Consider the following 24186-nt stretch of genomic DNA (forward strand, 5'->3'; position numbering starts at 1 on the left):
CCAGAAGATGCCGTATGGGGAGCCGAATGGAGTTTCCATTCAATTAATATCCCCAACGAGTGGGGATGTGACTAAGCTAGAGAAGGAAGTAGCAGCTCCTTCAAAAGTGTTTCCATTCAATTAATATCCCCAACGAGTGGGGATGTTGCGAATTAGTCATCACTCCTAATGTTGGAGTGGGAGTTTCCATTCAATTAATATCCCCAACGAGTGGGGATGGATAATTTCCGAAGGGTTCCTCGCGCTGACGCGATGGTTTCCATTCAATTAATATCCCCAACGAGTGGGGATATCGAGGAATTGGCATTTATACTAGAAGATAATTCTTCTAATGTTTCCATTCAATTAATATCCCCAACGAGTGGGGATATTAAAGGCTGATGTATTAATTAAGGTAGGAAACTTCTGTTTCCATTCAATTAATATCCCCAACGAGTGGGGATTCCCCCGACATGGAGTATGGGGAATACCCAATACTCGAAGTCAGTTTCCATTCAATTAATATCCCCAACGAGTGGGGATGTTAGGTCTAGGAGTATATGAGAAAGACCTAGTCTTTCTGTTTCCATTCAATTAATATCCCCAACGAGTGGGGATTTGGTGAAACCGAGTGGGATGGTGTCCATCCTGGTCAAACACGGTTTCCATTCAATTAATATCCCCAACGAGTGGGGATATATTCTCAACATTACTATTCCCTAGCAAAAACAATGAACAAGTTTCCATTCAATTAATATCCCCAACGAGTGGGGATAGCAATTTGTAAGCACAAAATCAAGGATATTGAAAAGTATCGTTTCCATTCAATTAATATCCCCAACGAGTGGGGATGATTTTGCTTAAAATTCTTCCCTTAGACAAGAAGGAAAGGTTTCCATTCAATTAATATCCCCAACGAGTGGGGATTATCCACTCCCAAATCAAACCATCATTTCGAGAATTGTTTCCATTCAATTAATATCCCCAACGAGTGGGGATTTGCCCATTCACACAACGCTGATGCCCTGGGTATCGACGCGTTTCCATTCAATTAATATCCCCAACGAGTGGGGATGCTAGATAAGTGCGAACTTTTGGTAGGATTTTTTCAGTCCGGTTTCCATTCAATTAATATCCCCAACGAGTGGGGATAGCTAAAATTATAACCCTTACCCAGCAAGATGTCTAGAGGCGGTTTGCGAGCCTCAGCAATTTTGTTGCTACAATTTTGCTAAACCCCAAAAAATAAAACCCTGAAACCCTTACCCAGAGAGGCTGCGAGGCTCCCGACGAATTAGCTAAGTTACAGCGATTTTCCGTGAGCCTCGCAAGACCAGCTTACTAGCTAAATAATCACCGAACCGGGAAACTCAGTAATCGGTGGCCCCACCCCCCAGGTTTCCACCTGCCCCGAAGTATGACGGGACAGAGGATAAAAGCGGATACTATCCTCCTCCAACTTCACTCGATATCGCAAACGTTTTTGCAACTCCTCGAACTTAGCTGAACTCAGGACACATTCAAACGTCGAATACTGCACCCATTTGCCATAACCCTCCAGTAAATCATGGACTTTTTGACGACGTTTATTATCGGGAATGTCATAGACCACCACATAAAATAACATCAGCGAATTTGATAAGGGGAATACAGTTCAGTCGGTTGATAAACAAACTGCTTATACTTCTTCACTTGCTGAGTCAACAAATCCCATTTGGGCTGAACTTCTCCAGCCTCATTGGTAATCGTTTCTTCCATCCGTTGCACAAAAGCCTTGAGGAATTTCCTGCGTCCCGAATCATTCAGATAGCAGCCACTATTTTTATACAAAAAATCATCGCGGCTATCAATCATTTGCCGATTCGCCAAATATAAAACTAGGGAATCAACCATCGGTGCCCGAAACTCCTCAATCAAATCTGAAGCCAAAGCCGCATGACGTTCCGTTCCTTGGTGCAAACAAGCAGAATAAGGGTCGAGTCCTTGTAACTCAATCAAAGAAAGTAAATGATTCCACAACACTTGATAACCAAAAGATAACATCGCATTCACGGGATTTCCTGGGGGGCGTTTAGACCGACTGACAAACACAAAATCTGGATTGTCCAAACATTCCTCAAAAGCTGAGAAATATTGCGCCGCCCCCGCCCCTTCAAACCCCATTAACCGATCCAAAGACTCAACTTTTCCCGCTTGTTCTCGGCAATATTGCAAAGTCTTAATCGCCAAAGCAACCACCTCGGAATTTTGCCGCCGTTGCTGCCGCTGTAGCAAAGTTCGAGAATTATTCAACTTGACTTGAACAATTTTTTGAGCCACTTGCAACCGTTCCGCAAAACCCAGTTGTTGCTGATATCGCGCTAATTGCCGATAACCTCGTTCAATGGGCAAAGTTCTGCCGTAACAATAGCCCATCCGAGATAAATAAACAATGGGAATATTGCGCTGTAAACAAGCCCGAATTGCCTGACTTGTTATTTGAGATTTGCCAAAAATTAAGACTTGTTCTAGCAGGGGTAACTGCACTTGACCCCAGACCACATCACCTTGTTTTACTACAAGCATTTCTTGGTCGAGACAAACATAGCACCCCTGCTGAGACACATAAAGTGTCTGCATTATCTTCCCTCTATTTCATCCACTTTTTCTGTTTGCCGTAATTTGGCTTCTTGACGTTGAACTTCTTCCAAGATTTTCACTTGGCCGGGAGTTAAAAATCGCACGATTCCATCTACCATTGCGGAGGATAATAAGGTGGAAGCCATGATTAAAACCGTGTTGGTAATTACTGCGGCTAATCCTAATGGGGCAATGAGTAAAATCATTAGAGTAATTGCGCCATTAATAAAGGCAACGGAAATATGACGAATGACCAGACCGCGCATGGATAAGTACATGAGAATCTCCTGATTTTTTAGATTTGGGTTAGTTGAATTTGGCAGATCAGAAACCGGGTTTTTATGCCGGTTGTTTAGGCTGGGTTTTTGGGTAGGGGCGAAGCATTCCGGCAGATAACTTATGGGTAAAAACTAGAAATCTATGACCGGAATGCTTCGCCCTCATTTGTTTACCGTGTTTTTGGGTTAATTGACTTCGGCAAATAAGAAACCGGGTTTCTAGGTTAATTTGGGACTTCGGCAAAGGTGTGGGTAAGAAACCCGGTTTCTGGGGAAAACAAGAAACCGGGTTTCTATGTCAGTTTTGGACTTCGGCAAATGTGTGGGCAAGAAACCCGGTTTCTGGGGAAAACAAGAAACCGGGTTTCTATTTCAGCTTTGGACTTCGGCAAAGACGTGGGTAATAAACCCGTTTTTTTGGGTGTTTATTCTGGTTTACTGGGTAATTTTTGCGGCTGAGTTGGTGGCTTTTTGGGGAGTTTTGGTGCTGAACTTTGCTTCATGGCATTTAATAAACTTTGCGTGAATTGTTTAGCCCGATTTATCTCAGAATTTTGGAAAAAAAGATAGTAACTTTTCGAGGCTGAGTGAACCGCAATCCATCGATGTTTGTTGACAAAGAATAAAATAATAAAAATCACGCCAATGAAATAAGCAAATAACAGAGAAAAGCCTAACCAGAGTAACCACCAACTTCGTCCCTCTCCCAGAGAAACACTGTCTATTTTAGAGAGTCGAATAAATGTTTCTACAGATTCTAATTCATAGGAAAGCTTGGTACGAATATACAGGAAATCTGGCTGAATTTGCATAGAGGTTTTCCCTTGGATGGGAATTACTATTTCACCGAAACCTTGTCCAGCTTTGCCCTGGATTTCTGTAATATTTTTGAGAACAGTCATAATTTTTTGTTGTGACGATTTAAGGATAATTAGCGGATAGCGAATTTCGGGTTAATTGACTTCGGCAGATAAGAAACCGGGTTTCTAGGTTAATCTTGGACTTCGGCAAAGATTTGGGTAAGAAACCCGGTTTCTGGGGTCTGGGTAATGGGTTAGTTGACTTCGGCAAATAAGAAACCGGGTTTCTAGGTTAGCTTTGGACTTCGGCAAAGATGTGGGGAAGAAACCCGGTTTCTGGGGTCTGGGTAATGGGATTTTACTGGCGTAAACACTCTCGCAATAAGTCACAAATTGTCTGATTTAACACATTAAAAGGATTTTCCGTTTGTAAATCTACTTTCTGCTGTAAAATTTGCCGCATATTTTTTAAAATCATTCCAGCATCTTCCACGGCTTGCTCGGAAACTCCGGCAAAATTATGCATAGATTGATTCCGATTTTCACAAAATTCATTTAGCTCTTTTAACGGCATCATTAAACTCGGAGATTCTTGGTAATATTCCAGCATATCAATCATATTGTATCGACTCGGAAAACCTTTGAACGGCAATCCTCGGGAATTGGTTTTTTCAAAATATTGGCAAAGCTTGCCGCCGTCAATTTGCTGGATTTGCTGCCAAAACCATTCGGTTTCATTATATGTTTTCGGCCATTTAATGCTATGATTGGCTAATTTAGTTTGCAGCAAATATTTGAGAAAGCCTTCTTGGAATTTAAATACATCAGTCAAAAAGTCAGCATATTGCTTGTTTTTTAGCTCAATTACTGACTTAAAATACACTTCCTTCAAAAAAGCTAACTGATTTTTTTGCCGTAACTGACCGATCTCATTAATGAATTGGCGATTTATGTAAGTCGTCAGAGATTGAATTGCATTAAAAGCTTGGTCAAAATTAAAACCTAGCCGATAATGACCATATTGTAATAAACCTTGAATTAAAGGGGTGGATAGATTGCTGGTTTCCAGTGTCACCAATGCCCCACTATAGTTATAGTCTTGAATTTGTCGTGCTAATACTTGAAAGTCAAACTCATTTTTGACTGTATCTACATTGGTTTGAAAAACTCGTGATTGTCCCTCTTTTTGTTCGCGGGGATTTCTTACTTGCCAAATCGAACTCTGAGGGGCATAACCGGCTGCTTGTAAAATACCCCAAGCGGTTTTCATTACAGGTGTCCCGGATGAAGCATTAAATTCCAAGCGGTTTTGTTTGCTTAAAAATGGTTGAGCATATTCTAGACCTTTGCGGGCTTCTTGTACGGCTAAATAGAAATTTACCGGGTCATTAGAAAGTTCTTCTGAGACAACAATCGGATCGATTATGTCTAGATTTAGTCCTAATTCACTATTCAGCCAATCTTTGGTATCTTGGGCTTTTTGGGCTAAATCTTGAGTGTAGAGCAAAATGACGCGCCGAATTTGATATTGTTGCTTCAGCAAATCACGAACTAAAGTAGAAATTGAGCCTTCTTCGTTAGTTTTTTCTGAGTATGGGTCTTGACTACCGACGAATGAAAGAATGATACTTGCCATGTTTTTTACTCTTTATTTAAATAAGAAACCGGGTTTCTGCGTTAACTTTGGGTTAGGTGACAAAGATTTGGGAAAGAAACCCGGTTTCTGGGGACTTCGCTTTTAGATATCAGTTGGGTTCGGGGTAGGCACCGCCATCGCGCTACCCCTACAGGCGATCTTAGCGATAGGCTGGGTACGATTACCCCAGGGTTCGGGGTAGGCACCGCCATCGCGCTACCCCTACAGGCGTTTTCCCTCGTTTTCCCTCGTTCTCAGGGTCTCCCTGGGAATGCCGGTCTAGAGGCTCTGCCTCGTGTGAATATCTAGTAAGAAACCTAACAGAATCTTAGAGATAGGTTGGGTTTCGTACCTCAACCCAACCTACGAGTTTTACTGAAATGGCCAAATCTGTACAGCAGAATTGCCTAAAGATTGTAGATAGTTTCGCCGAGGATTCTCCGTTGCCCCAAAAACTGTCACTACTTGATATTCATCTAAATCAGCCATCCAAATCGGTGAGGGCGTGACATCGCGTTTTACTTCACGGTTATTTTGCGGATAGTAGTCCTTTTTCACTCCACCACATAAACTTTTAGCGTCCGTGAATCGCTGATTTTCTAAGTCGTGAAATTGTTTGTGTAGCACATCCAAAGCATAAGGTTTGTTAGACTTATTATTTGGGGGTTCAGACAATACCACAATTCGACAATTGCGATCTACTGCTTCACGCCAAGCATGATTACTCACAGGTTGTAAAGCTAAAGGTTGTTTTGGATTAACTTGTTGTTTGGTGATTTGACCTAGGGCAGTATAAAATCCTTGTAATCGTTGTTGGAATAAGTCCCGAAAATTTTTAGCCGATTCAGGTAATTTCCAAAACGCATCATTATCTTCGGGGAATAAGGTTGAACCCCGATACCAAGGGGCACGGTCTTGGGTTTTTCGAGAATAACGAGGTCGTCGGGCACCTTGACCAATGCCACCTAGACGAAACATCATCCAAGTTAAGTTACTCAACAATGTTTTAATTGATTCTCGTTGATTAATCGGTGTTTGGGCAGAATAATGCAGGCTTAAAATCCCCTCTTGTTTGCCACAAGGATCGTCATCTTCTTTTCCTTTCCAATTAGAACGCGGTTCTGGTTGAATTACCTTGCCATTGGAAAGGTCAACTCTCACCCATCCCCATTCTCGGTTAGGATTAATTCCGCCAAATAATCTAGCTTCCCATTGCTGTACTAATTGCGGGGATAATACTCCCAAGGCAAAGGTGCGAAACCAATAACGCAACATGGATTTAAAGGCGATCGCCCGAACTTCCGGGTCAGCATTTCCGGGCATTTGCCATTGTTGATTTCTATCGTTCCAATTCCACTGGGTAAACTTTTGTTGTCCGTGAATCAATTGTCCTTCTAAAGCAAATTTAACCTGGAAAAACTCATCACCAGATTTGCCTGCACCAGCCACCAGCATTTGCCCATAACCACTGTTGACTTGGGAACCAATTCCCGCTTGTAAACCAGCCTGCAACCATTTTTTAACCCGATTTAAAATTTCTGGGTCATCGCAGCCACTAGCGAGACGAATACCCACTAAAAAGCTAGGTTCTTTGAGGGATAAGAATGGATTCGGGTTCGGGCTATATTGAAGCTGATTATTGTCCCATTTCCAAATATTGTTAGCCATGTCTACGGCTAACCCCGGTTGCTTGGGTAAAGGATAAGCATCAAAAAAGACTACTTTACCAGCCCGATCGCTTCCTTTGGCTTCCAGAGAACCAAACCAAGGGGCAACTCGCTTTTCTGCCTCTTTCCAGTTCAGCCCTTCCTCGGTCATTATCTCGCGAATGGCTTGGGTTCTGGCAACCCCACGCAAGGTCGAAGAAGGAATATAAGGCATTCCCAAGGCATCAAAGGCTGGGAGTAAAATACTTTCCGGGCCACGATGTCCCCCCACCCGAATTCGCCAAGAACATTGGGCTTCAAAGTAGTTGCCTTTTCCAGCTAAAAGTTTAGTGCGATCGGTGAGTTTAGTTAGACGTTGGCCATAATTTGCCTCATCTGCTGCCATGTCTAATATTTGCACTTTAGTGCCATTAATAATGTTTTTTTGTCTCTTATCATCATCATACGGACGCATCCACCGTAAATATTCCACAAAACTGGCACTGTTATCAGATTGTGGTTCTTGTTCTGCGTCTAACCACGGCGAAGGCATTGGTGGGTTGTTGCCTCGATCGCCTCCATTGTTTCTTGGGGGATTATTTCCGGGAGGACGGCGATCGTTATTGCCACCTCCTTGCTGTCTATTCTGTTGATTAGGTCTATTCGGTGGATTTGTTCTAGCGGTTGCCGCAGCGTTTGCTGGTTTTGGTCGTTCCCATGGGTTAGGAGCCATAATTTATACCATTTTTTCGCATTACTAAGAAAATTTGTTAGTCTTAGCCCCCCTTAAAAAGGGGGGTTGGGGGGATCTGGAAGTTGGGGAGATCGACGACTATATTTCTGAGAAAAAGATATTATTCTCCTCCGGTGACATCAGAATAAATTGCCGTTGCCCAAAACCCAAATTCTTGGGCGATCGCTAGTCCTAAGCCGGTCAATCCAAGATATTCATCAGTGGATAACTTTTTCAAGGTTTCCAAACCGCGATCGCTGCTGATATTTTGCGTCCCAGATAACTTTTCCAGACATTGAAAGAATTTTTTCACCACTTGCTTTTTCCCTTCTTGGCTGAGGGCTTTTTCTTCAGCTTTTAGGCGCATCATGCCCCAAGTTGATAGGTAGGTGTAAATTTCCACAGCCTGATTTTTCTGTTCTTTCAAGCGAGTATCTTCTCTGGTTTGCGATCGTAATTCCGAAAGCGCCTCATATACTGGAGTGGCAATAGTCCGTGGGTCAAAACTCATAATGATTATTCCTCTTAATTATTTAGTCGCCAAGCATTGCTGAACAAAACCGCGTCCTAAACTTTCTTGACCGCCAATTTGCAGCAATTCGTGATTCTTTAACAGTTCTTTGAAAGCTTGGTCAGATTTATCGGCTGTTCCATTGGCTTGAGAAGTAATTCCCCAGGTAAAATACATTAATGTATCAGGAGGAATTGCTTCTTCATAACGAAAACCACCGTCTACGGATTTAGAGTCATCCAGCTTAATTTTCACCTGACGCCATAAACTCATTTGAATTAACGTCATACAATGTTGGTCAGGCAATACGAGAACTTTTTCAATTCCACTGGCTGAAACTTCTGGGGGCAAAAACTCTTTCCAGTTTGGCCAATTTTTTAACTCATTGGACTTAATGATGGCATCTTTCAGATAAACGTTAGAAGATTTTAGATTACTAGCATAACCTTCAGGGATTTTTGACAATAGTTTGGGTTCAAACCGCGCCCAACGTCGCAGTAACATGGGACAAGTAATCCAGATTACGCCATGACTTAAAGACGGTACTGGCACCCACAAAATCGAACCATCCCCTACCCAAACGTCTCCTTGAGTGAGTTGATTTAAGCGGCGATCGGTTTCCACTTCATAATCATCTAAAAAACTAGCGTTTTCTAAATCTTTTAAATCCGGGCCAAATAGTTGAACGCGGGTAACGCGATCACTGACAAGAGAGCGAAGTTTTCCCCGAAGGGTACTGGAAGGAATATAAGGTAAATTTGTATGAGATTCGCGAGCAATTCCTAATAAATTACCTTCTTGAGTTGTGCCACCAGTATGTAAAGGGGCAAGCAGATAAAGATAAACTGAATTAACCATGATTTTACTCTCCTTTGTAATTAATCCACAACAATTCGGAATAGCCTAACTGACGCCAACTCTTGGCTTTCTCTAATCCCTTCCCAGGCTTTGAGTCTGGGGAATCAGCAAATAAATACTCCGGTTTATTTAAGTAGTAACAACTACCCGGTACGGCAGCAAAAACCTGGGGGGCAGGAATGCTTTTTGGGCTATGTTCTGCCATTTCTCGGTTCTCTCGAATCCGGCAACTAATGGGTAAAGAATTCGCGGTAGCCACGCTGACTAAATAACCAGATTTTTGATTGGGATTAACTGTGTGAGCGAGTTTCCATTCCCAAGGCCAAGCCCGACAAACCGACTGATTTTTATACTGACTATCATCGTGTTTGCGTTCAAAAATTCCCGGAGTGACTAAATAAGCGATCGCTTTCTCACTTTTTTCCATCCCTCGCTTAAAATTATTCTGGGAAATTTGCTGAATTTCCTGCCATTGTTTTGTTAAAGCCTTAGAGGGAGTTAAAATCGCCCGATGTCCTTCTCCTCCTAATTGAATAATACTACTCGGTAACTCTTTGTCGATACCGATCGCTAAACTCCAACCGGAACTCATGCGAATGGTATTTTCTACAAAATATCCATCGGCATCTTTCACTTGCCGAGTGCCTTCTTCAATGGCATTATGGGGGCGAGTTTCTTTAGTCCAAGGTTGTTTTTCATTCTCATCAGTGGTTATCCAGTCTGATTCTGGAATTTCGCCAGTTTCCAGATAGCGTTTCACCACATTACTGGGTAAGAACTGGCGATAATACTCATCGGATGGCAAATCCTCATCTTCATTTTTATCAGAAGATTTGCGATCGTCTTTTAATTTTACTAAGGGACAAGGTTGCGACTTATTCCATAAAGCTTGGTGAAGATTAGCATCTTTTTTCCAATCCAATGGCACCAAAGGATTTGAACCCACAAAACCTAATGGCCGGGGAAAATATAGGGTGTCTTGATGACAGAAAAATACTCCTTTAATAGTGAAATTTGTTTTTTCTCCCAGGAGTCCCCGCAAGGCACCGGCAATGGTGTGATTGTTTGGGGGAAACACACTGGCAGCCCAAGCTCTTTCTCCGGGACTAAACGGTTTGGCATCCCGGAATAAGAGCACATCTAATGGAGTTAAACTATACCAATAAATCATTGTGCATCTCTCAATGGTTTACAGCGGTTTTTTTCTTACTAAACCACGGCTGGGCGAAGCATTCCGTAGGGGCGCGATTGCGGAGCATAATCCGTCAGACTATATGGCCATTCGCCCGTACAATATTTTTAGTAGTAGGGGCGAATGGCCATTCGCCCCTACCCGCCGGAATGCTTGGCCCCTACTTGTGGTTTATTCAATGGGAAATTGCTGTAATGTTTCTTTGTCGTAAAACAAAGGCAGCAACTTTTAACCAGTTTTGGACTTCTCGATCGCACTCTTTGGTCTCTGTGGTTTCATAAAGCTTAGTCAAGAAATCACACAAGGCTGTTTGAAACTGATGTTGTAAGGTTTCATCGCCTTTGAACACTTCCCGACGGCTGCAAAAGGCATTTGTCCAAGGCGCGATCGCATTTTCCACTGGTACAGGATGCTGACTCCATACGGTTGCGGCTTGCTCAAATAAAGCACTATCTAATTGCTCAAATTGCTCGCCATTTAACAGCGATCGCCATGAATCAAATACCTCAAATTTGGCAGTTGCTTTGAGAACATTGCCATTGCCATAAAGTACCCGCACTTGTACCGCATCTTTTTCCTGATTATTGGGAGTTTTATGGTCTTTAGCAGACTCTTCTGCCTGCCAAAGATTTTCTAGGGCAATGGCTAAAGGGACGGAATGATGGGCTAACACAATGCCAAAACTAATGGTGGCACAACTGCCCATCGTAAATAAAGGACGTTCCTGAATATTTTTAGGCAAGTCTCCACTATTCCAACGCCAATAATCGCCCTCACTAATAAACTCATCTTGCGGGTCATCTGCCCCGCGAAAACATTCGCGAATATCCCACAACCAGTTATCCCATTCCCACATATTAGTATAAGCGAGAACATCGTCGCCACCGCCATAAATTAATCGTCCAGCATAGCGAACTTCTGTTAAATAGGGCAGCAGTTGATTAGAAAAATCCAGTAAAGCCCGACTCAAGGCATTGTGAGTGGCTGGCCCCATCCGTTTTTTACATTCCAGAAACTCTAGAAACGGTTCTTTTAAGTTATCCGATAATTTCTCAATTTTCGGCGGCAAAGCATCTGGAATATAGTCAGAATAATTTTTCAAAGGTTGGCCTTTCAGCCAATTACTCATCCCATCCCCATCACCAGCAGCGATCGCATACCAGTCCGTGGGATTATTTCCGGGGGCAAACCATTGGGCAATAGATTCCCGCAGTCGTTTCAATTCAGCTTGCTTTTGGTTTTTTTGTTGAGTTTTGGTCAACAATTCATCAGAATTGGTTGGTTTTGGCTCAAAATCTTCGATTAACCAGCCTGCATTCAGCAACCGAGGATTTTGCCAGTCTGGATGATTGCTGGAAACCCAAGGAATACCCCAAGGTTGATGTGGATTTATCCAATTAAACTCCTGGCTAATATTATCACAAGCTTTTTGATAATATTCTAAGGCTTCAGGATGCAGTTTTAGCCAACCGGCAACCCCCGAACATAAATCTGGATAATATAACTCCAGTTCCTTCGGAGGCAGTTGCAATAAGTCGGGCAATATTCGATGCAATCCTCGTTTGAGCACTTCCGTAGCATTTAATTCTTCAATGCCATCAAATAAACCCACTTGCCGTTGCCAATCATTTTGGGTGTCTCCTTCTGTCACCCAATCATTACCAGAATGAACTACTGGACCAATTCCCGAAATAGTAGAACGCGGCCCAAAAGCGGTGGGAATTTCCCAAATCCGGGCATTTTTTACCGCTGTTAAAGCAAAGCGGGTTTGGTCAAAAATATTCCCCCACCATGACCCCACATTTAGATTAGGTTGTCGGGCTTTATGGGACTTATGAGAGTAATTTGGTTCATGGCGATTTTGCCAATCTTCTTTGATTCCTAATTCGTAGATGGCTTTAACAAAATTAGCCTCCGGTTCTACCAGCAATTCTGGTTTAGGGCGGGCAAAATCATTCTGTTTCTTTTCCCATGCTTTATATTCTGCTTCTTTCCGGGGTGACTGATGCAATTCTGAGTTGCGATCGCCAATGGGTAAAGCTGTCCAATAAGTTTGCCATTGGGCTTTCAGCCAATTTTCCCAAGTATGGGGATTTAAATTTGGCATCCAAGGTTTGCCCTTGGTTGGGTCTTGTAAATCGGCGAGAACCTGACGCCCTAAATTAAGCCATTCTTGATGCAGAGTTTGTTCCGCAAATTGCATCGCTGCTTTGACTGGATTTTTCACCTTTTCATCGGTGGAATGGTCGCCATTATCCGGCAAAATTGTCACCAATACATTAGGAAATCCAGCGGTGAGTAATTGCCGTTCCGTTGGCGGTGTAATCCATGCTTGAAAATCAGGATCAGGATATGCTTCTAATAGCCATAGGTCAATTAGCGGTTGAGCATATAAACAAGGATAGAGCAAAGTATCAGGGCCATATTGCCACGCGATCGCCCAAGAAACTTTGGCAGAAAGATAATGCAATAACCAAGAACCTGCCCAAAAATCTCGCATTTTCCGACTGGCTTTAATCAGTTCTTGCACTGGGGTAAAGCTAAAGATGCTAACATAAGGCCGAGATTGATAATAATCCTTGCCTTTTCTGGCGTTTTTGCGGGGATAAGTATCAGTATCCTGATGATAACCTGCCAAAGCACCAGCTAATGCCGAAGTCATGGTGGTATGACTCCAAACTGAGGCATCAGGAATCCGAGTTTCTGCGGGTAATAAGGGTAAACAAGGCTCATTGAGAATATGATTTTCTCTAGTATCTTCTCGGTCAAATGCTTGTGCTAATGCCACAGGATAGCAGCGCCATAACCACCAATAAACTTTTCTGGCATCTTCACAATTCCGAATTGATTCGGGAATTAAAATATCTTCTATTTTTGAAAGTTCTTCACCTCGTTTATTTCCCCAACCGATTAAAAAATCATGCCATTGTCCGAGTTTTAGGGTTTGCTTTGCTCCTGATAACAAATGACGGATTTCGATTCCTTCTGCATCATAATCAATAGCGGTAGTAAACGGTAATCGACCAATGGCAGCGCGATCGCTCGCTGAAGCAATTAGGTCAGATAAAGCAATTTGTTCGAGCCAAGTGGTACAATATTGAGCATCTTTCTTTGATTTTGCTTTAGGAGAAACCCAACCTTTCATACATTGGAGTACCTGCCAAGGCCCTTCTTCTCCTCTACCAGTGCGATCGTGTAATGCTTTCAACGCGGGGTCATGGAGTAGACCCCAAATTTTTGCTTGCCAAAAGGGTGTATTTGTCATATTTTTTATGCTGTCCGTAAGCGCGAAGCATTCGCGGATATATCTTGTCGATTGACGATGAATATTTAGAGAGTATTTAGGATACTTAATCGCGAACGCTTCCTTCGCCCCTGTTTCGTTAAACATATCAGAGAACAAGTCCGGTTGTCTCAACTTTGCCAATAATTACTAATTTTTTTCACAATCGCTGAAATGTTTATATAGATTAAGCTTTATCAATTTTTGTTAAAAATAATCAATATTGCGTTACATTTCGCGGGGTCGGAGAAAAAAAGGGTGAAGACCAATGGCGAAAAAACCCACTCTACACTCACATTCTGACCAGCAGGCATTCGATTGCATTTTGTTACTGATTGCTACTCTGCAATAAGCTGTATTTCTTTGATTTTGCTTGAGGAGAAACCAAACCTTTCATATTTGGCAGATTGAATGACTTGGTTAAATCAGCAGTAGTTTGCTGAGATTTTCTCTGAAATAGGGACAATTCATCAATTGCCCCTATTTCAGTTATATGGCAACCCAAAAAAAATCGGTCTTAGGCATCATCATCCGTTAAACGTTCTAACTCGTCAGAAATTAAATTTTGCCAGTCTTCATCACAATGAGAATGTAGATGAATGGAAGCCACCAGTAATTCTGATAAAATTTCACCTTTTTGCCGATCGCTTAACTCAGATAACTGTAACTGATGAATTAAAGAAAGAACATTTTGGCATTCTTCCTGTAATTCAAGAATCAAGTGATTGAGTGTTGGGTTTTGAGTGCTGATTTTTCTGGGGGTTAGTTGTATATGGTTTTTTTCCATATAACGCTTAAAATTACCTCAGTCGATAATCTGTATGATTCTATACACAATCTTGATTAAACACAGACTCGAAATATCCGGGAATTTATTTTATGGCTGGCTGCTGGTATAAATATCATATTATCAACCTCTGACTTTAAGGGCGATCGCCCGATTTCCTGTTCTTTATTCCCTTAATTCTAATGGCAAAAAAACCCACTCTACACTCACATTCTGACCAGCAGGCATTCGATCGCATTTTGTTACTGATTGCGACTTTGTTACAAAATCCGGGGGTGGGGGTGAGCGATCGCGATGAAAAACTATTGAACAGCGATCGCCAACATAACAATGCTTTAGAAACTGTGCGGATTAAACTACGGGAATTCGCGACGAAAACTGGTTATGAATTTCCCGAAAATTATCCTTCAGTGCCCACAATTCGCAAAGATTTAGAACTATTGCGACGGTATGGAATTTTAGACGATCGCATTTATCGGTGGGGTTATTATTTAGGCACTGGGGCATTAAACCCGGAGGAATTATCCGCAGCTTTAAACGCTTTAGCTGCTCAAGCAAAATATCAAGGAAATCCTATCGCCCGCCGCATTTATGAACAAGTGCTGCAACGAGTGCGCGGTTTAGATTTAAAATTAGATGGAAAATTTTTATATCCCGTCCATCAACAGTTAAATCGCTCTATTGTTTCCACCGACCCCGTAGAAATGTTGGCCAAAGGTGAGCGGCAAAATACCATATTTAATCAATTAGAAACCGTAGAAATGGCCATTCTCCAAGGGCAAGCTATTGAATTATCTCGCAGCCACGATCCTTATGGGGGCAAACGAGTCGGCATGATGAGTCTATGGCCTTTGCAAATTATCTACTATGATATTGCCTGGTATTTAGTTTGTGAACGATTGGAAACCGGCCAATTAGCCATTAGTCGGTTAAATCGATTTAAAGATTATTGTCAGGTATTAGCACCTCAACGTTCTTTAGAAATGCAGTTTGAAAAATTACAGCAAGTTCACCAATTACTATCTCAAGGTTGGGGTTTGTATTTAGGTGACTTGGCAGAACAGCAGGGGGAATTAGCGGGAAATGTAGAGTTTCAAACGGTTAAAGTGCGCTTTTTTTCTCCAGTAGTGCCGTTTATTTTAGAGGGCGATCGCCGTCATCCCACTCAAAAAGTTCATTTAGGGCCAAAAGATGCCACGGGTCAATATGAATATGTGGATTATCAGGTGAAATTACCTCCCCGTTCTTTCCGAGAATTTATGCTGTGGGTTTATCGTCATTTGCACAATGCCAAGGTATTATTCCCTGCGGAATTAGTGGCACAACATCGCGCAGCGGCTCAAGCTTTAATCGAGCGATATAATTGAGGCTAGTTTTTACCACAAAGGCACAAAGGACACAAAGATTTATAGTCTTTGTGTCCTGAGTTATCTAAGGTTATGCGTTGACCGTTTTGGTCTTAAATAAAGTATTTAGTTCGGGCGGTATTTTGGCAAATTCAATGGTGGTATCTTTAGGATAAGGACTCACTTCTATATTCAAATTTTGATTTTCGTTAAAGTCTTCAAATTTAAATTTAGAAAAGAATAATCCTTTCTCGGATTCTGATGCTAAACTAAAGCATTCGGCGTTTTCATAGCAAATGATTAATTTACGCATGGTTACGCCAGAAGCAATCGTTACCTCTCCATTTTCTTCTTGTTTAATTAAGGACATCAGGGTCTTAGAACTAATGCCTTGTGAGAAAGGAACGGTGAATGCGATCGCCGCTTGGTGGGGAATTGTGACTCCTTCAAAGATAGAAGAGTCAACAAATCCTAAGAATTCAATCTGCATCGATTCATAACTAGACAGACAGGAAAAATTTAGACCAATTTTTACTAAAGTTTTCATACTTTTGACCTTAAGGCTTGTTCTCATCTAATGAATTTGCCCAACGACGGGGCATTTAATTGTACAATTAATTTTATCAGATGTCAAGAGAGACTATTTTTATTGAGTTAATTTACTTTACCTGGGGCACCGGGGCAGAAAATAATCTTTAAAAAGGAAAAGGTTTTTTTGGAAAACCGCAATAGCTGCTGGGGAAGGAGGCAAGAGTATTTATATTGTAGGGTGGGCAAAACTCCACACTTATGGGAGGAAAGAGGAGAGAGGAAAGAGGTGCATAGGAAAGAGTGAAAAGTGAATAGTGAATAGTGATATTTCATTTGTAGGGGCGAATGGCCATTCGCCCCTACGACTTTTCAAGGCATCACTTTTCTCTCTTCTATTTTCTCTCTTCATGGTAGTCCACCCGAAGAATGTTAAGGGCGGTTGGATGAATTTTTGTAAATGGTAATAGAAGAGACTTGGAAAAAGTCTTTGCTATCAACAGGGATGCTTCGATCAAATCCTTCTAGCAAAAGATATTTTTTTGGCGATCGCACAATTGGCATCAATTATTTTTAAGTTTTTTACTTGTAACCTTGTGCAGCGATCGCCGATTTGGGCTAATAAGGGACTGCTGCCGGTTTCTAATTGGGCGATCGCCTGATTTGCCGCTGGTTGGTATTGCATCATCCAGTTACTTTGGCGAATATAGTCCGGGGTAAAGCTGCCGGTTTCTACTAGGAAAAAATCTATACTATATTCTTGGATAAATTCCTCCAGTTGATTCAGGTTTTGACTATAGTAAGCGGTGATTAAATCAAGAGTGCGATCGCGAATTTGCCGATAATATCCCGTATGATAGGGAACGGGATAGCCTTCGCCTCCAATTAAAATAGACCGTTGGCTAAATGCCGGGATATTATTCACTTCTTCAGCGACAGAAGCGATGAGAATATCTTTAGGTTGCTGGGCAAAAAATTCATAAACTTGGGGAACGGAACCGACAACATAGTCAGTTCGAGGAAAGCGTTTTAACCAAGTGGGCTCTAGGACGACTAGGGCAATTAAACCTCCGGATAATATTAGGGATAAAATTGGCTTGTTTGGGGCAATTTTACCCGGCTTTTTGCCCCAGTTTAGCAGGGCATCAATGATTAGGGCGATCGCAATTCCAGCCGCGATCGCTGTAACAATGCGGAGACTATGTTCAGTGTAGCGACTGGGTAAATGTAAGCGAAACAGAAACAAATGGGCGATGAAAAACATTGCCAAAGAAGCAATGGTAATTTGCAGCAAGTAGCCCAAATTTTTAGTCACCGCTTTTAACGGAACAATTTTACTGTTAAGGAGTAAAATAAAGGGTAAGAAAAAACTGGCAATTAACGGCAAAGTTGTGCCGAGACGGGGCAGCATTCCACTACGTTGCCCGCTAAACCAAAAATGGCCAAATTCTTGGGTAAAAAACTCGCTTTTGCCCTTGGTTAAAAACTCTGGCATTTGTCTAGCAGCATCCGCAGTAATCACCGGCCCATACCCATTGGATTTTAGGGCATAAATTAACATAACGATCAAAGCAACTATCAGACAAATACCCGAAAACAGATAATCTTTGCGCTGGTGAGATAAGTAAACCTGCCATTTTTTCCAGTGGCATAATTGCAGAATTAAAATTCCCGATGAGATTAACACCGCTTGGGGATAAAAAATCCCTTCGAGGGCGATCGCCAGACAACTGCAGAATAAATTTCGCCGCAACAAATAATAGAGAAATGCGGTAAAAAAAGGATATACAAAAGCTACTGCTGTCCCCGAAACTACATCATCCCGCATCCAAATATAATGATTTAACAGCAATGAACTTAAAAATCCGGCAATGGGGACAGGGAATAACTCAATAGTGATGCCAAAACAGTAAGCGGTGGTAATTAAACCCAGAATAATTGGTGACAGTTTATGTAGCAAAATTGGAGTAATACCGACCCATGTCATTAATCGGTATAAATTGGTATATCCCCAGGGGGCGACGGTTTGGAAATAATCGGCAATTAAATCATTAGGAAACAATCCGGGGTCAATAAATCTTTGCATCCAAAAAATATGCTGTCTAGCATCATCTTGGATGACGTATTCACCCGTAAAGGCTTGTTGTAATACCATACCACCATAAATGGTGGCAAAAGTTAGGGCTAAACTAAACCAAAATATCGTCCGGGATTTGGTAGATTGATGAATTGGGGCAGTAAGAAATTGATGCACTTTATTTGTTGGTTGTTGATGGTTGGTTGTTGATGGTTGGTTGTTGATGGTTGATGGGTAGGGATTCTATTATTGATGGGTAGGGATTCTATTGTTGTTTTTTACTGGTTATCAGGGTAAAATAACAAATAACAAATAACAAATAACAAACAACAAACAACAAACAACAAACAACAAACAACCATCAACGGTGAACGTTTAACCGATAATTCACTAAAAATCTATCATACATTTTGTGCTTAATAAAACAAAATCCCCGGTTTTAAATGCAGCGCAAGATTCAATAAAGTTAGCCACTGCTGCGGGGGTCTCTAAGTCCAGTTGCGCGATCGCTTCTGTTGCCTCCGGTTGATACTGTTGAATCCATTCATTTTTGGCTAAATAATCTGGGGTAAAGGCTGATTTTTCTAATAGCCAAAAATCAATCCCATACTTGGCGATAAACTGCTGCATTTCTGCTAAATTAGGGGTATATTGAGCGTGAATTAAATCTTTAGTGCGTTGACTAAATTCTGCATAATAGCCAGTATGATAAGGAATCGCATATTCGGGGGCGACTAATACCGATCGCAACGCAAAAGTGGGCAGGTTATTCGCCTCGGAAGATAGGGAAGCAATTAAGCTATCTTTGGGTTGTTGTTGCAAGAATTCGTATAACGGGGCGAGGTTTCCCGGACGGTAATTTGTGCGGGGAAAACTGGATTCATAGACGGGATAAAAAATGGTTAAAGCGATTAACAAAGCACTAGCGATCGCCCAACCTTTTTGAGGTTTTTGCCCTGGTTTGAAGGACTGAAGGGCGGCATCTAATATAACAGTAATCAAGATGCCTGTGGCAATTGCCAAAACAACTCGACAGCTATGTTCCATATAGCGACCGGGCAAATACAGCCGTAACAAAACCGCATGAGCCGCGACAAACATAGCCACCGATACTATCATTATATCACCCAATAATCTAATTTGGGGATTAATTTTTGTCACCAGGGTAAATTTCTGTGAATTGTGCCAAAGTAAGGGAAAAAATAGCCCTAGCCAAATCAAGGGAGGTAACACCGGAGGGAAAAACCCACTTAGTTCGCCAATCAGCCAATATTCTATGGGATTATCATTAAAAAATGGGGTGCGTCCTCCCGGCCAAAATTCCGGCATCAGCCTCGCTTCACTTGCGGTCATTGCCCCGCCATAATCATTGGGTTGCAGGGCATAAATTACTAATACTAAACCGCCTACCAAAAACGGCATAATACTGATTAAATATTCAGCCGATTCTCCAGTTTTAAGTAATGGCAGTTGCGGGCTTTTTTTGCTCCATAAACTTCTGATCGACTCTCCCATATTTTCCCAGTTTACCAGACGCAACAGTAATACCGGACAACAGATTAAGATTAATTGAGGATAAAATAATCCCAGCAGGGCGATCGCCACACAAGCGCCGATTAACTGTCGTTTCAATAAATAATAGATAAAAACTACGAATAACGGATAAATAAAGGCGCGAGGAGTGGCGGAAACCACATCAAATTTCATCCAAATACTTTGATTGAGAATCACACTAGCCATAAAACCGGCAAAGGGAACGGGTAACAGTTCTATTGTCACCCCAAAACAATAGATAGTGGTGAGAATTCCCAGAACCGGAGGCAACAGTTTACTTAACAGTAAGGGTTCAATTCCTAAGCGGGCAATAATTTGATAAAATGTCGTATAACCCAGGGGTACGACTGATTGAAAATAGTCCGCAATTAAATCCCCAGGGAATAATTCTGGGTCAACAAACCGCTGCATCCAAAATATATGTTGTCTGGCATCATCTTGAATCACATATTCGCCCTTAAAGGCTTTTTGTAACACCATCCAGCCATAAAGAACTGCAAAAGTGATGCTGAGACTAAACCAAAAGATCGTCTGAGATTTTTTCCGACTGGGAATAGTCAGCCATTGTTGGCAATAACTTAGGGAATAGTTCATAGATTATAGATTTTTGCTGCTGGTGTTGCTGTTAATTTTACCGCTAATTTTACCGTTAATTTTCATGGTGGCAAAATATTGCCCTAAAAAGGGTAAACCAGCGATCGCGGGTATCAGATAACGGGAGGTACAAAGTAACCCTAATGCGGCGCCGGTGGCTGGGTCAAAATAGGGTTGATAAAATAAAATTAAGGCCGCATCACGAGTGCCAACTCCGGCAAAAGTTAAGGGCATTAAACCAGCCAAAATTGCTAGAGGAGATAGGGCGAGATTTGCTAGTAAAGGCACCGAAGCATTTAAGGCTAAAATAAAGAACCAAATTTGCAGCAAATGGCCAAACCAAATTAAAATAGAAGTGCTAGTGATTTTAATTAATTGCTGGCGATCGCGCCAAAAATAATCGTGCATTTCTCCCCAGGAAAACCGCATTTTATCCAGCTTAATTTGGATTTTTTTCGGAGCAATTCGGCTGATACCGGCAAAAAATAGCTGGGCAAACTGACGGTAACTCAGGAGGAATATGCCCACGATTAACCCTCCGGTGACTCCAGCGGTCATCAGCCAAAATAATCCATCTTTTTGGGGATAAACTATCAGCCCAAAAGCACACCACAGCAGCAGAGATAACATATCACAGGCTTTTTCAAATACCACCAAAGATAAGGCTAAAGAGCCGCTGAGATGGCCGCGATCGCGCATAAAATAAGCTTTAGCTAAATCCCCCATTTTTGAGGGTAATACCATATTTAGCACACTGGCGGCTAAAATTAGTTGATTAGCTTGCATAAATCCTAGCCCCGCACTCACCGGGGTTAATTGTTGCAGTCGCCAACTGGTGAGCATGGTTAAGGGGACGACCATTGCTAAGGCGATCGCCATCCAAAGACGGTGACAATTTTGGAACACCGCCAAAAGTCCGAGGCCATCAATTTTAGTGTAAATTATGGCTAAAATTAGCAGACTCACTATTAGAGAAATCAACCGTTTCATTAATACCAGTAATCTCACATATAACTTGAACCGAATCAATTAAACCGAAGTGGGCGATCGATCGACCTTTTATCGGTTACTCTGGTTGACACCTCAAATAAACTTACCCCCGGCTTTTAAGTTGAGTTTGGGTATCAAGACTTAGGGGTCATCGGTGGATGGTTGACGGTGAAATCAACCGAAAGCCGAAAGCTGACGGCTGATAGCTGAAAGGCGACATTTTTCCATATCCAATCGAGGAAACCCCCTTACAGCCTTACTCTGAGTTTTTTTAAAGGGGTACACCATCCCCCCACTTTATCCCCCCGCTTTCCTCCTACACCCCGCCATCAATAGCAAGTGTGATTACAAATATAAGATATAACCGATCTACCGCTCTCAAAAATTTTGAAAAATGGTATTATATGGAAAAAAATAAATCATTATTGCCAGTAACCGTCAAATCCAACCAACAGGGATAACTCGTCGGAAGTATCTGATTTTTGCAGAGAATAGCTTTGCGGAGGAGAAGAAAGATGTGCTAGTGAAAGATATGCTGATGAAAGATTCCCCAACTGGAATCCTTATTTTTGGCAACATGAGACGTACCTCAATCACAGAGAATTTCTCTTGGATTGAACAATTGCACAAATTTGCTCAAACAATGAATAAACAGTGATAAATTTAATCGATTAAAATTCTAAATATATCTCAAATAATTGCTGAATATTGCCATAATATTGAAGCAAAAATAGCAATAAAATCTGGATATAGAAGATTGGAGCAATGATTTACAGGAGCGGATAATTATCATGTTAACTAAAGTAAAATTAGGTAAAACAAGGTCAAATACATTCAAATGAGTTCAAAAAAATCTCAAAAAAATTTTCTAAAATATCAAGCAAATATTTTAGTCGTTGATGACAACCAAGATAACTTGCGGTTATTGTCTAAACTTTTATCGCAAAAAGGCTATCAAGTTAGAAATGCCATTAATGGAAATACCGCCTTAATTGCTGCCAAAGCAGCCAACCCTGATTTAATTTTATTAGATATTCAAATGCCTGATATGGATGGGTATCAGGTTTGTCAGATTCTCAAAAAAGATCCAGAAACTTATGATATTCCCATCATTTTCTTGACGGCGATGAATTCAGTGATTGACAAGGTAAAAGCGTTTAGCATTGGGGGTTCCGATTACATTACTAAACCATTTCATTTAGAGGAGGTTTTAATTAGAATTGAAAACCTACTGAAATTTCAAGCGGCCAAAGCAGAAATTCGTCAACTTAATTCTGAATTAGAAAATCGGGTCAGTGACCGAACTGCCGAACTGGAAAGAGCGAATGAAAAACTGAAACAAGAAATTGTGGAACGCCAAAGAGCAGAAAAACGACTGCTGCACATGGCATGGCATGACTCTCTAACTGGATTACCTAATCGTTCCTTGTTAATCGAGGAATTGCAAACCTGTTTAAACCGCGTTAAAAGTGACCCAGATTATTTATTTGCTGTATTATTTTTAGATTGCGATCGCTTTAAATTAGTCAATGATTCTTTGGGACATTTGATTGGGGATCGAGTGCTGATTGCCATTGCTGATAGCCTAAAATATTGCCTAAATGATGAAGATATTTTGGCTCGTTTAGGCAGTGATGAATTTACGATTATTATCAAAAATATCCAAGACATATCTGATGCGATTTATCTAGCAGAACGGATTCATAAACAATGGCAATTTCCCTTAAATATTGACCAATATGATGTGTTTATTAATGCCAGCATTGGGATTGCGATCGGCTCACCCGCATATCAAAAACCGGAACATATTTTAAGAGACGCTGACATTGCCATGTATCAAGCGAAAAAATTGGGACATACTCACTATCAAGTATTTGAAGCTAGTATGCATGACCATGTGTTAAAGCGTTTACAATTAGAAACTGATTTGCGTCTAGCCATTCAACGGCAAGAGTTTTTTTTACAATATCAACCCATTATCTCTCTATGTAGCGGCAAGCTGGCAGGATTTGAAGCTTTAATTCGCTGGCAGCACCCCCAACAGGGTTTTGTTTCTCCTGGGGAGTTTATCCCGATCGCCGAGGAAACTGGGTTAATTGTTCCTATGGGTCTTTGGGTATTGCGTGAAGCTTGTCAAACTATGCAGTCTTGGGTCAAAAAATTTGCTGAATTCCGTTTACATATTAGCGTCAATCTGTCCGTGAAACAATTTCGCCAACCGAATTTGATAGAAATGATCGATCAAATTCTGGCTGAAACTCAATTACATAGTCAATATTTAAAGCTAGAAATTACGGAAACGGCTATTATGGATAATGCCGAATCGGCGAATCGGCTACTGAAACAACTAAAAGCCCGCAAAATTAAATTATCCCTAGATGATTTTGGCACCGGATATTCTTCTTTAAGTTATCTGCATCGGTTTCATATGGATACATTAAAAATTGACCGTTCTTTTATTGGCAACATTAGTGAAGATCGCGATAGTCTGGAAATTGTCGAGGCGATCGTTACTCTAGCTCACCAATTGAAAATGGATGTGGTGGCGGAAGGAGTGGAAACCTTGATGCACTTTAATCAACTGAGAAATTTAGGAATTGAGTTTGGTCAGGGATATTTTTTCGCCAAACCCTTAGATGCCAACTCAGCAGAAGCATTGATTCGCAGCAAACCACAATGGTAACGTTTGTTCTGGATCATTCAACAGGGATCTCTTGTGCAGAGGTGCAGAGGGGCAGAGGGGCCCGCCGTCGGCGGAGGGGCAGAGGGGAGAGT

General features: G+C 41.5%; 18 protein-coding genes and 1 CRISPR repeat array (1 of these 19 running past the window's edge). Of the genes, 3 read left to right on the plus strand and 15 right to left on the minus strand.

Features of this window, described 5'->3' with window-relative positions:
* A CRISPR array of direct repeats spans positions 1-1131; the repeat unit is 36 nt; unit sequence GTTTCCATTCAATTAATATCCCCAACGAGTGGGGAT; it begins 2896 nt to the left of the window's first position.
* A gap of 193 nt (positions 1132-1324) precedes the next feature.
* Genes cas2 through csx18 form a run of 3 tightly spaced genes read right to left on the minus strand, consistent with a single transcriptional unit; the run spans position 1325 to position 2876 of the window.
* On the minus strand, positions 1325-1606 hold the full coding sequence (gene cas2, locus AM228_RS22415) for a CRISPR-associated endonuclease Cas2 (RefSeq protein ID WP_054469173.1): 282 nt from the start codon (positions 1604-1606) through the stop codon (positions 1325-1327).
* Entirely contained in the window at positions 1606-2598 is a 993-nt protein-coding gene (gene cas1, locus AM228_RS22420; protein ID WP_054469174.1) for a CRISPR-associated endonuclease Cas1, read from the minus strand. The genes cas2 and cas1 overlap by 1 nt, the downstream gene beginning before the upstream one ends.
* Positions 2598-2876, minus strand: a complete 279-nt coding sequence (csx18, locus tag AM228_RS22425) for a CRISPR-associated protein Csx18 (protein ID WP_054469175.1) — start codon at positions 2874-2876, stop codon at positions 2598-2600. Before csx18 ends, cas1 begins: the two co-directional genes overlap by 1 nt.
* Before the next feature lie 248 nt (positions 2877-3124).
* Here csx18 and AM228_RS33325 point away from each other — a divergent pair, with 248 nt between their 5' ends.
* A complete protein-coding gene (locus tag AM228_RS33325) occupies positions 3125-3280 on the plus strand; it encodes a hypothetical protein (protein WP_156331977.1) in 156 nt (51 codons plus the stop codon).
* A 21-nt stretch (positions 3281-3301) separates the two neighbouring features.
* Here AM228_RS33325 and AM228_RS22430 read toward each other — a convergent pair whose 3' ends face one another.
* The 8 genes from AM228_RS22430 to AM228_RS22465 form a co-directional block, all read right to left on the minus strand.
* On the minus strand, positions 3302-3778 hold the full coding sequence (locus tag AM228_RS22430; RefSeq protein ID WP_054469176.1) for a hypothetical protein: 477 nt from the start codon (positions 3776-3778) through the stop codon (positions 3302-3304).
* A 256-nt stretch (positions 3779-4034) separates the two neighbouring features.
* Positions 4035-5312, minus strand: coding sequence for a hypothetical protein (locus tag AM228_RS22435; protein ID WP_054469177.1), 1278 nt, complete (start codon positions 5310-5312; stop codon positions 4035-4037).
* A gap of 372 nt (positions 5313-5684) precedes the next feature.
* On the minus strand, positions 5685-7691 hold the full coding sequence (locus AM228_RS22440) for an RAMP superfamily CRISPR-associated protein (RefSeq protein ID WP_054469178.1): 2007 nt from the start codon (positions 7689-7691) through the stop codon (positions 5685-5687).
* Positions 7692-7812: 121 nt separating this feature from the next.
* Positions 7813-8202: a hypothetical protein gene (locus AM228_RS22445; protein ID WP_054469179.1), complete on the minus strand. Its 390-nt coding sequence runs from the start codon at positions 8200-8202 to the stop codon at positions 7813-7815.
* An 18-nt stretch (positions 8203-8220) separates the two neighbouring features.
* A complete protein-coding gene (gene cmr4 / locus AM228_RS22450) occupies positions 8221-9060 on the minus strand; it encodes a type III-B CRISPR module RAMP protein Cmr4 (RefSeq protein ID WP_054469180.1) in 840 nt (279 codons plus the stop codon).
* A gap of 4 nt (positions 9061-9064) precedes the next feature.
* Complete coding sequence (locus tag AM228_RS22455) at positions 9065-10231, minus strand: type III-B CRISPR module-associated Cmr3 family protein (protein ID WP_197285370.1); 1167 nt, start codon at positions 10229-10231, stop codon at positions 9065-9067.
* Positions 10232-10427: 196 nt separating this feature from the next.
* Positions 10428-13517 (minus strand): type III-B CRISPR-associated protein Cas10/Cmr2, encoded by a 3090-nt coding sequence (locus tag AM228_RS22460; RefSeq protein ID WP_054469181.1) that lies wholly within the window; start codon positions 13515-13517, stop codon positions 10428-10430.
* Positions 13518-14052: 535 nt separating this feature from the next.
* On the minus strand, positions 14053-14322 hold the full coding sequence (locus tag AM228_RS22465) for a hypothetical protein (protein ID WP_156331978.1): 270 nt from the start codon (positions 14320-14322) through the stop codon (positions 14053-14055).
* A 182-nt stretch (positions 14323-14504) separates the two neighbouring features.
* Between AM228_RS22465 and AM228_RS22470 the strand changes: the two genes are divergently transcribed.
* The gene (locus AM228_RS22470; protein WP_054469182.1) at positions 14505-15689 is read left to right on the plus strand and encodes a YafY family protein; all 1185 of its coding nucleotides are present in this window, start codon (positions 14505-14507) and stop codon (positions 15687-15689) included.
* Between the two features lie 70 nt (positions 15690-15759).
* Here the strand turns inward: AM228_RS22470 and AM228_RS22475 are convergent, their stop codons facing one another.
* The 4 genes from AM228_RS22475 to AM228_RS22490 all read right to left on the minus strand — a co-directional run bounded on the left by AM228_RS22475 (position 15760) and on the right by AM228_RS22490 (position 21411).
* Entirely contained in the window at positions 15760-16215 is a 456-nt protein-coding gene (locus AM228_RS22475; protein WP_054469183.1) for a hypothetical protein, read from the minus strand.
* Between the two features lie 495 nt (positions 16216-16710).
* Positions 16711-18450, minus strand: coding sequence for a hypothetical protein (locus AM228_RS22480; RefSeq protein ID WP_054469184.1), 1740 nt, complete (start codon positions 18448-18450; stop codon positions 16711-16713).
* Between the two features lie 213 nt (positions 18451-18663).
* Complete coding sequence (locus AM228_RS22485) at positions 18664-20421, minus strand: hypothetical protein (RefSeq protein WP_054469185.1); 1758 nt, start codon at positions 20419-20421, stop codon at positions 18664-18666.
* A 3-nt stretch (positions 20422-20424) separates the two neighbouring features.
* Complete coding sequence (locus AM228_RS22490; RefSeq protein ID WP_054469186.1) at positions 20425-21411, minus strand: lysylphosphatidylglycerol synthase transmembrane domain-containing protein; 987 nt, start codon at positions 21409-21411, stop codon at positions 20425-20427.
* Positions 21412-22249: 838 nt separating this feature from the next.
* On the opposite strand from AM228_RS22490, the gene AM228_RS22495 reads away from it, so the two are divergent.
* On the plus strand, positions 22250-24094 hold the full coding sequence (locus AM228_RS22495) for an EAL domain-containing response regulator (protein WP_156331979.1): 1845 nt from the start codon (positions 22250-22252) through the stop codon (positions 24092-24094).
* Positions 24095-24186: the final 92 nt, after the last annotated feature.

Source organism: Planktothricoides sp. SR001 (assembly GCF_001276715.1).
Lineage (GTDB): Bacteria > Cyanobacteriota > Cyanobacteriia > Cyanobacteriales > Laspinemataceae > Planktothricoides > Planktothricoides raciborskii.

What these genes read in the sequence shown, in the direction of transcription:
- AM228_RS22435 (WP_054469177.1), bottom strand. Translation starts at nt 5,312, where the DNA reads ATGGCAAGTATCATTCTTTCATTCGTCGGTAGTCAAGACCCATACTCA.
- AM228_RS22495 (WP_156331979.1), top strand. Translation starts at nt 22,250, where the DNA reads ATGAGTTCAAAAAAATCTCAAAAAAATTTTCTAAAATATCAAGCAAAT.
- AM228_RS22455 (WP_197285370.1), bottom strand. Translation starts at nt 10,231, where the DNA reads ATGATTTATTGGTATAGTTTAACTCCATTAGATGTGCTCTTATTCCGG.
- AM228_RS22440 (WP_054469178.1), bottom strand. Translation starts at nt 7,691, where the DNA reads ATGGCTCCTAACCCATGGGAACGACCAAAACCAGCAAACGCTGCGGCA.
- AM228_RS22465 (WP_156331978.1), bottom strand. Translation starts at nt 14,322, where the DNA reads ATGGAAAAAAACCATATACAACTAACCCCCAGAAAAATCAGCACTCAA.
- AM228_RS22485 (WP_054469185.1), bottom strand. Translation starts at nt 20,421, where the DNA reads ATGAACTATTCCCTAAGTTATTGCCAACAATGGCTGACTATTCCCAGT.
- AM228_RS22490 (WP_054469186.1), bottom strand. Translation starts at nt 21,411, where the DNA reads ATGAAACGGTTGATTTCTCTAATAGTGAGTCTGCTAATTTTAGCCATA.
- AM228_RS22475 (WP_054469183.1), bottom strand. Translation starts at nt 16,215, where the DNA reads ATGAAAACTTTAGTAAAAATTGGTCTAAATTTTTCCTGTCTGTCTAGT.
- AM228_RS22460 (WP_054469181.1), bottom strand. Translation starts at nt 13,517, where the DNA reads ATGACAAATACACCCTTTTGGCAAGCAAAAATTTGGGGTCTACTCCAT.
- AM228_RS22445 (WP_054469179.1), bottom strand. Translation starts at nt 8,202, where the DNA reads ATGAGTTTTGACCCACGGACTATTGCCACTCCAGTATATGAGGCGCTT.
- AM228_RS22430 (WP_054469176.1), bottom strand. Translation starts at nt 3,778, where the DNA reads ATGACTGTTCTCAAAAATATTACAGAAATCCAGGGCAAAGCTGGACAA.
- AM228_RS22470 (WP_054469182.1), top strand. Translation starts at nt 14,505, where the DNA reads ATGGCAAAAAAACCCACTCTACACTCACATTCTGACCAGCAGGCATTC.
- cmr4 (WP_054469180.1), bottom strand. Translation starts at nt 9,060, where the DNA reads ATGGTTAATTCAGTTTATCTTTATCTGCTTGCCCCTTTACATACTGGT.
- cas1 (WP_054469174.1), bottom strand. Translation starts at nt 2,598, where the DNA reads ATGCAGACACTTTATGTGTCTCAGCAGGGGTGCTATGTTTGTCTCGAC.
- cas2 (WP_054469173.1), bottom strand. Translation starts at nt 1,606, where the DNA reads ATGTTATTTTATGTGGTGGTCTATGACATTCCCGATAATAAACGTCGT.
- csx18 (WP_054469175.1), bottom strand. Translation starts at nt 2,876, where the DNA reads ATGTACTTATCCATGCGCGGTCTGGTCATTCGTCATATTTCCGTTGCC.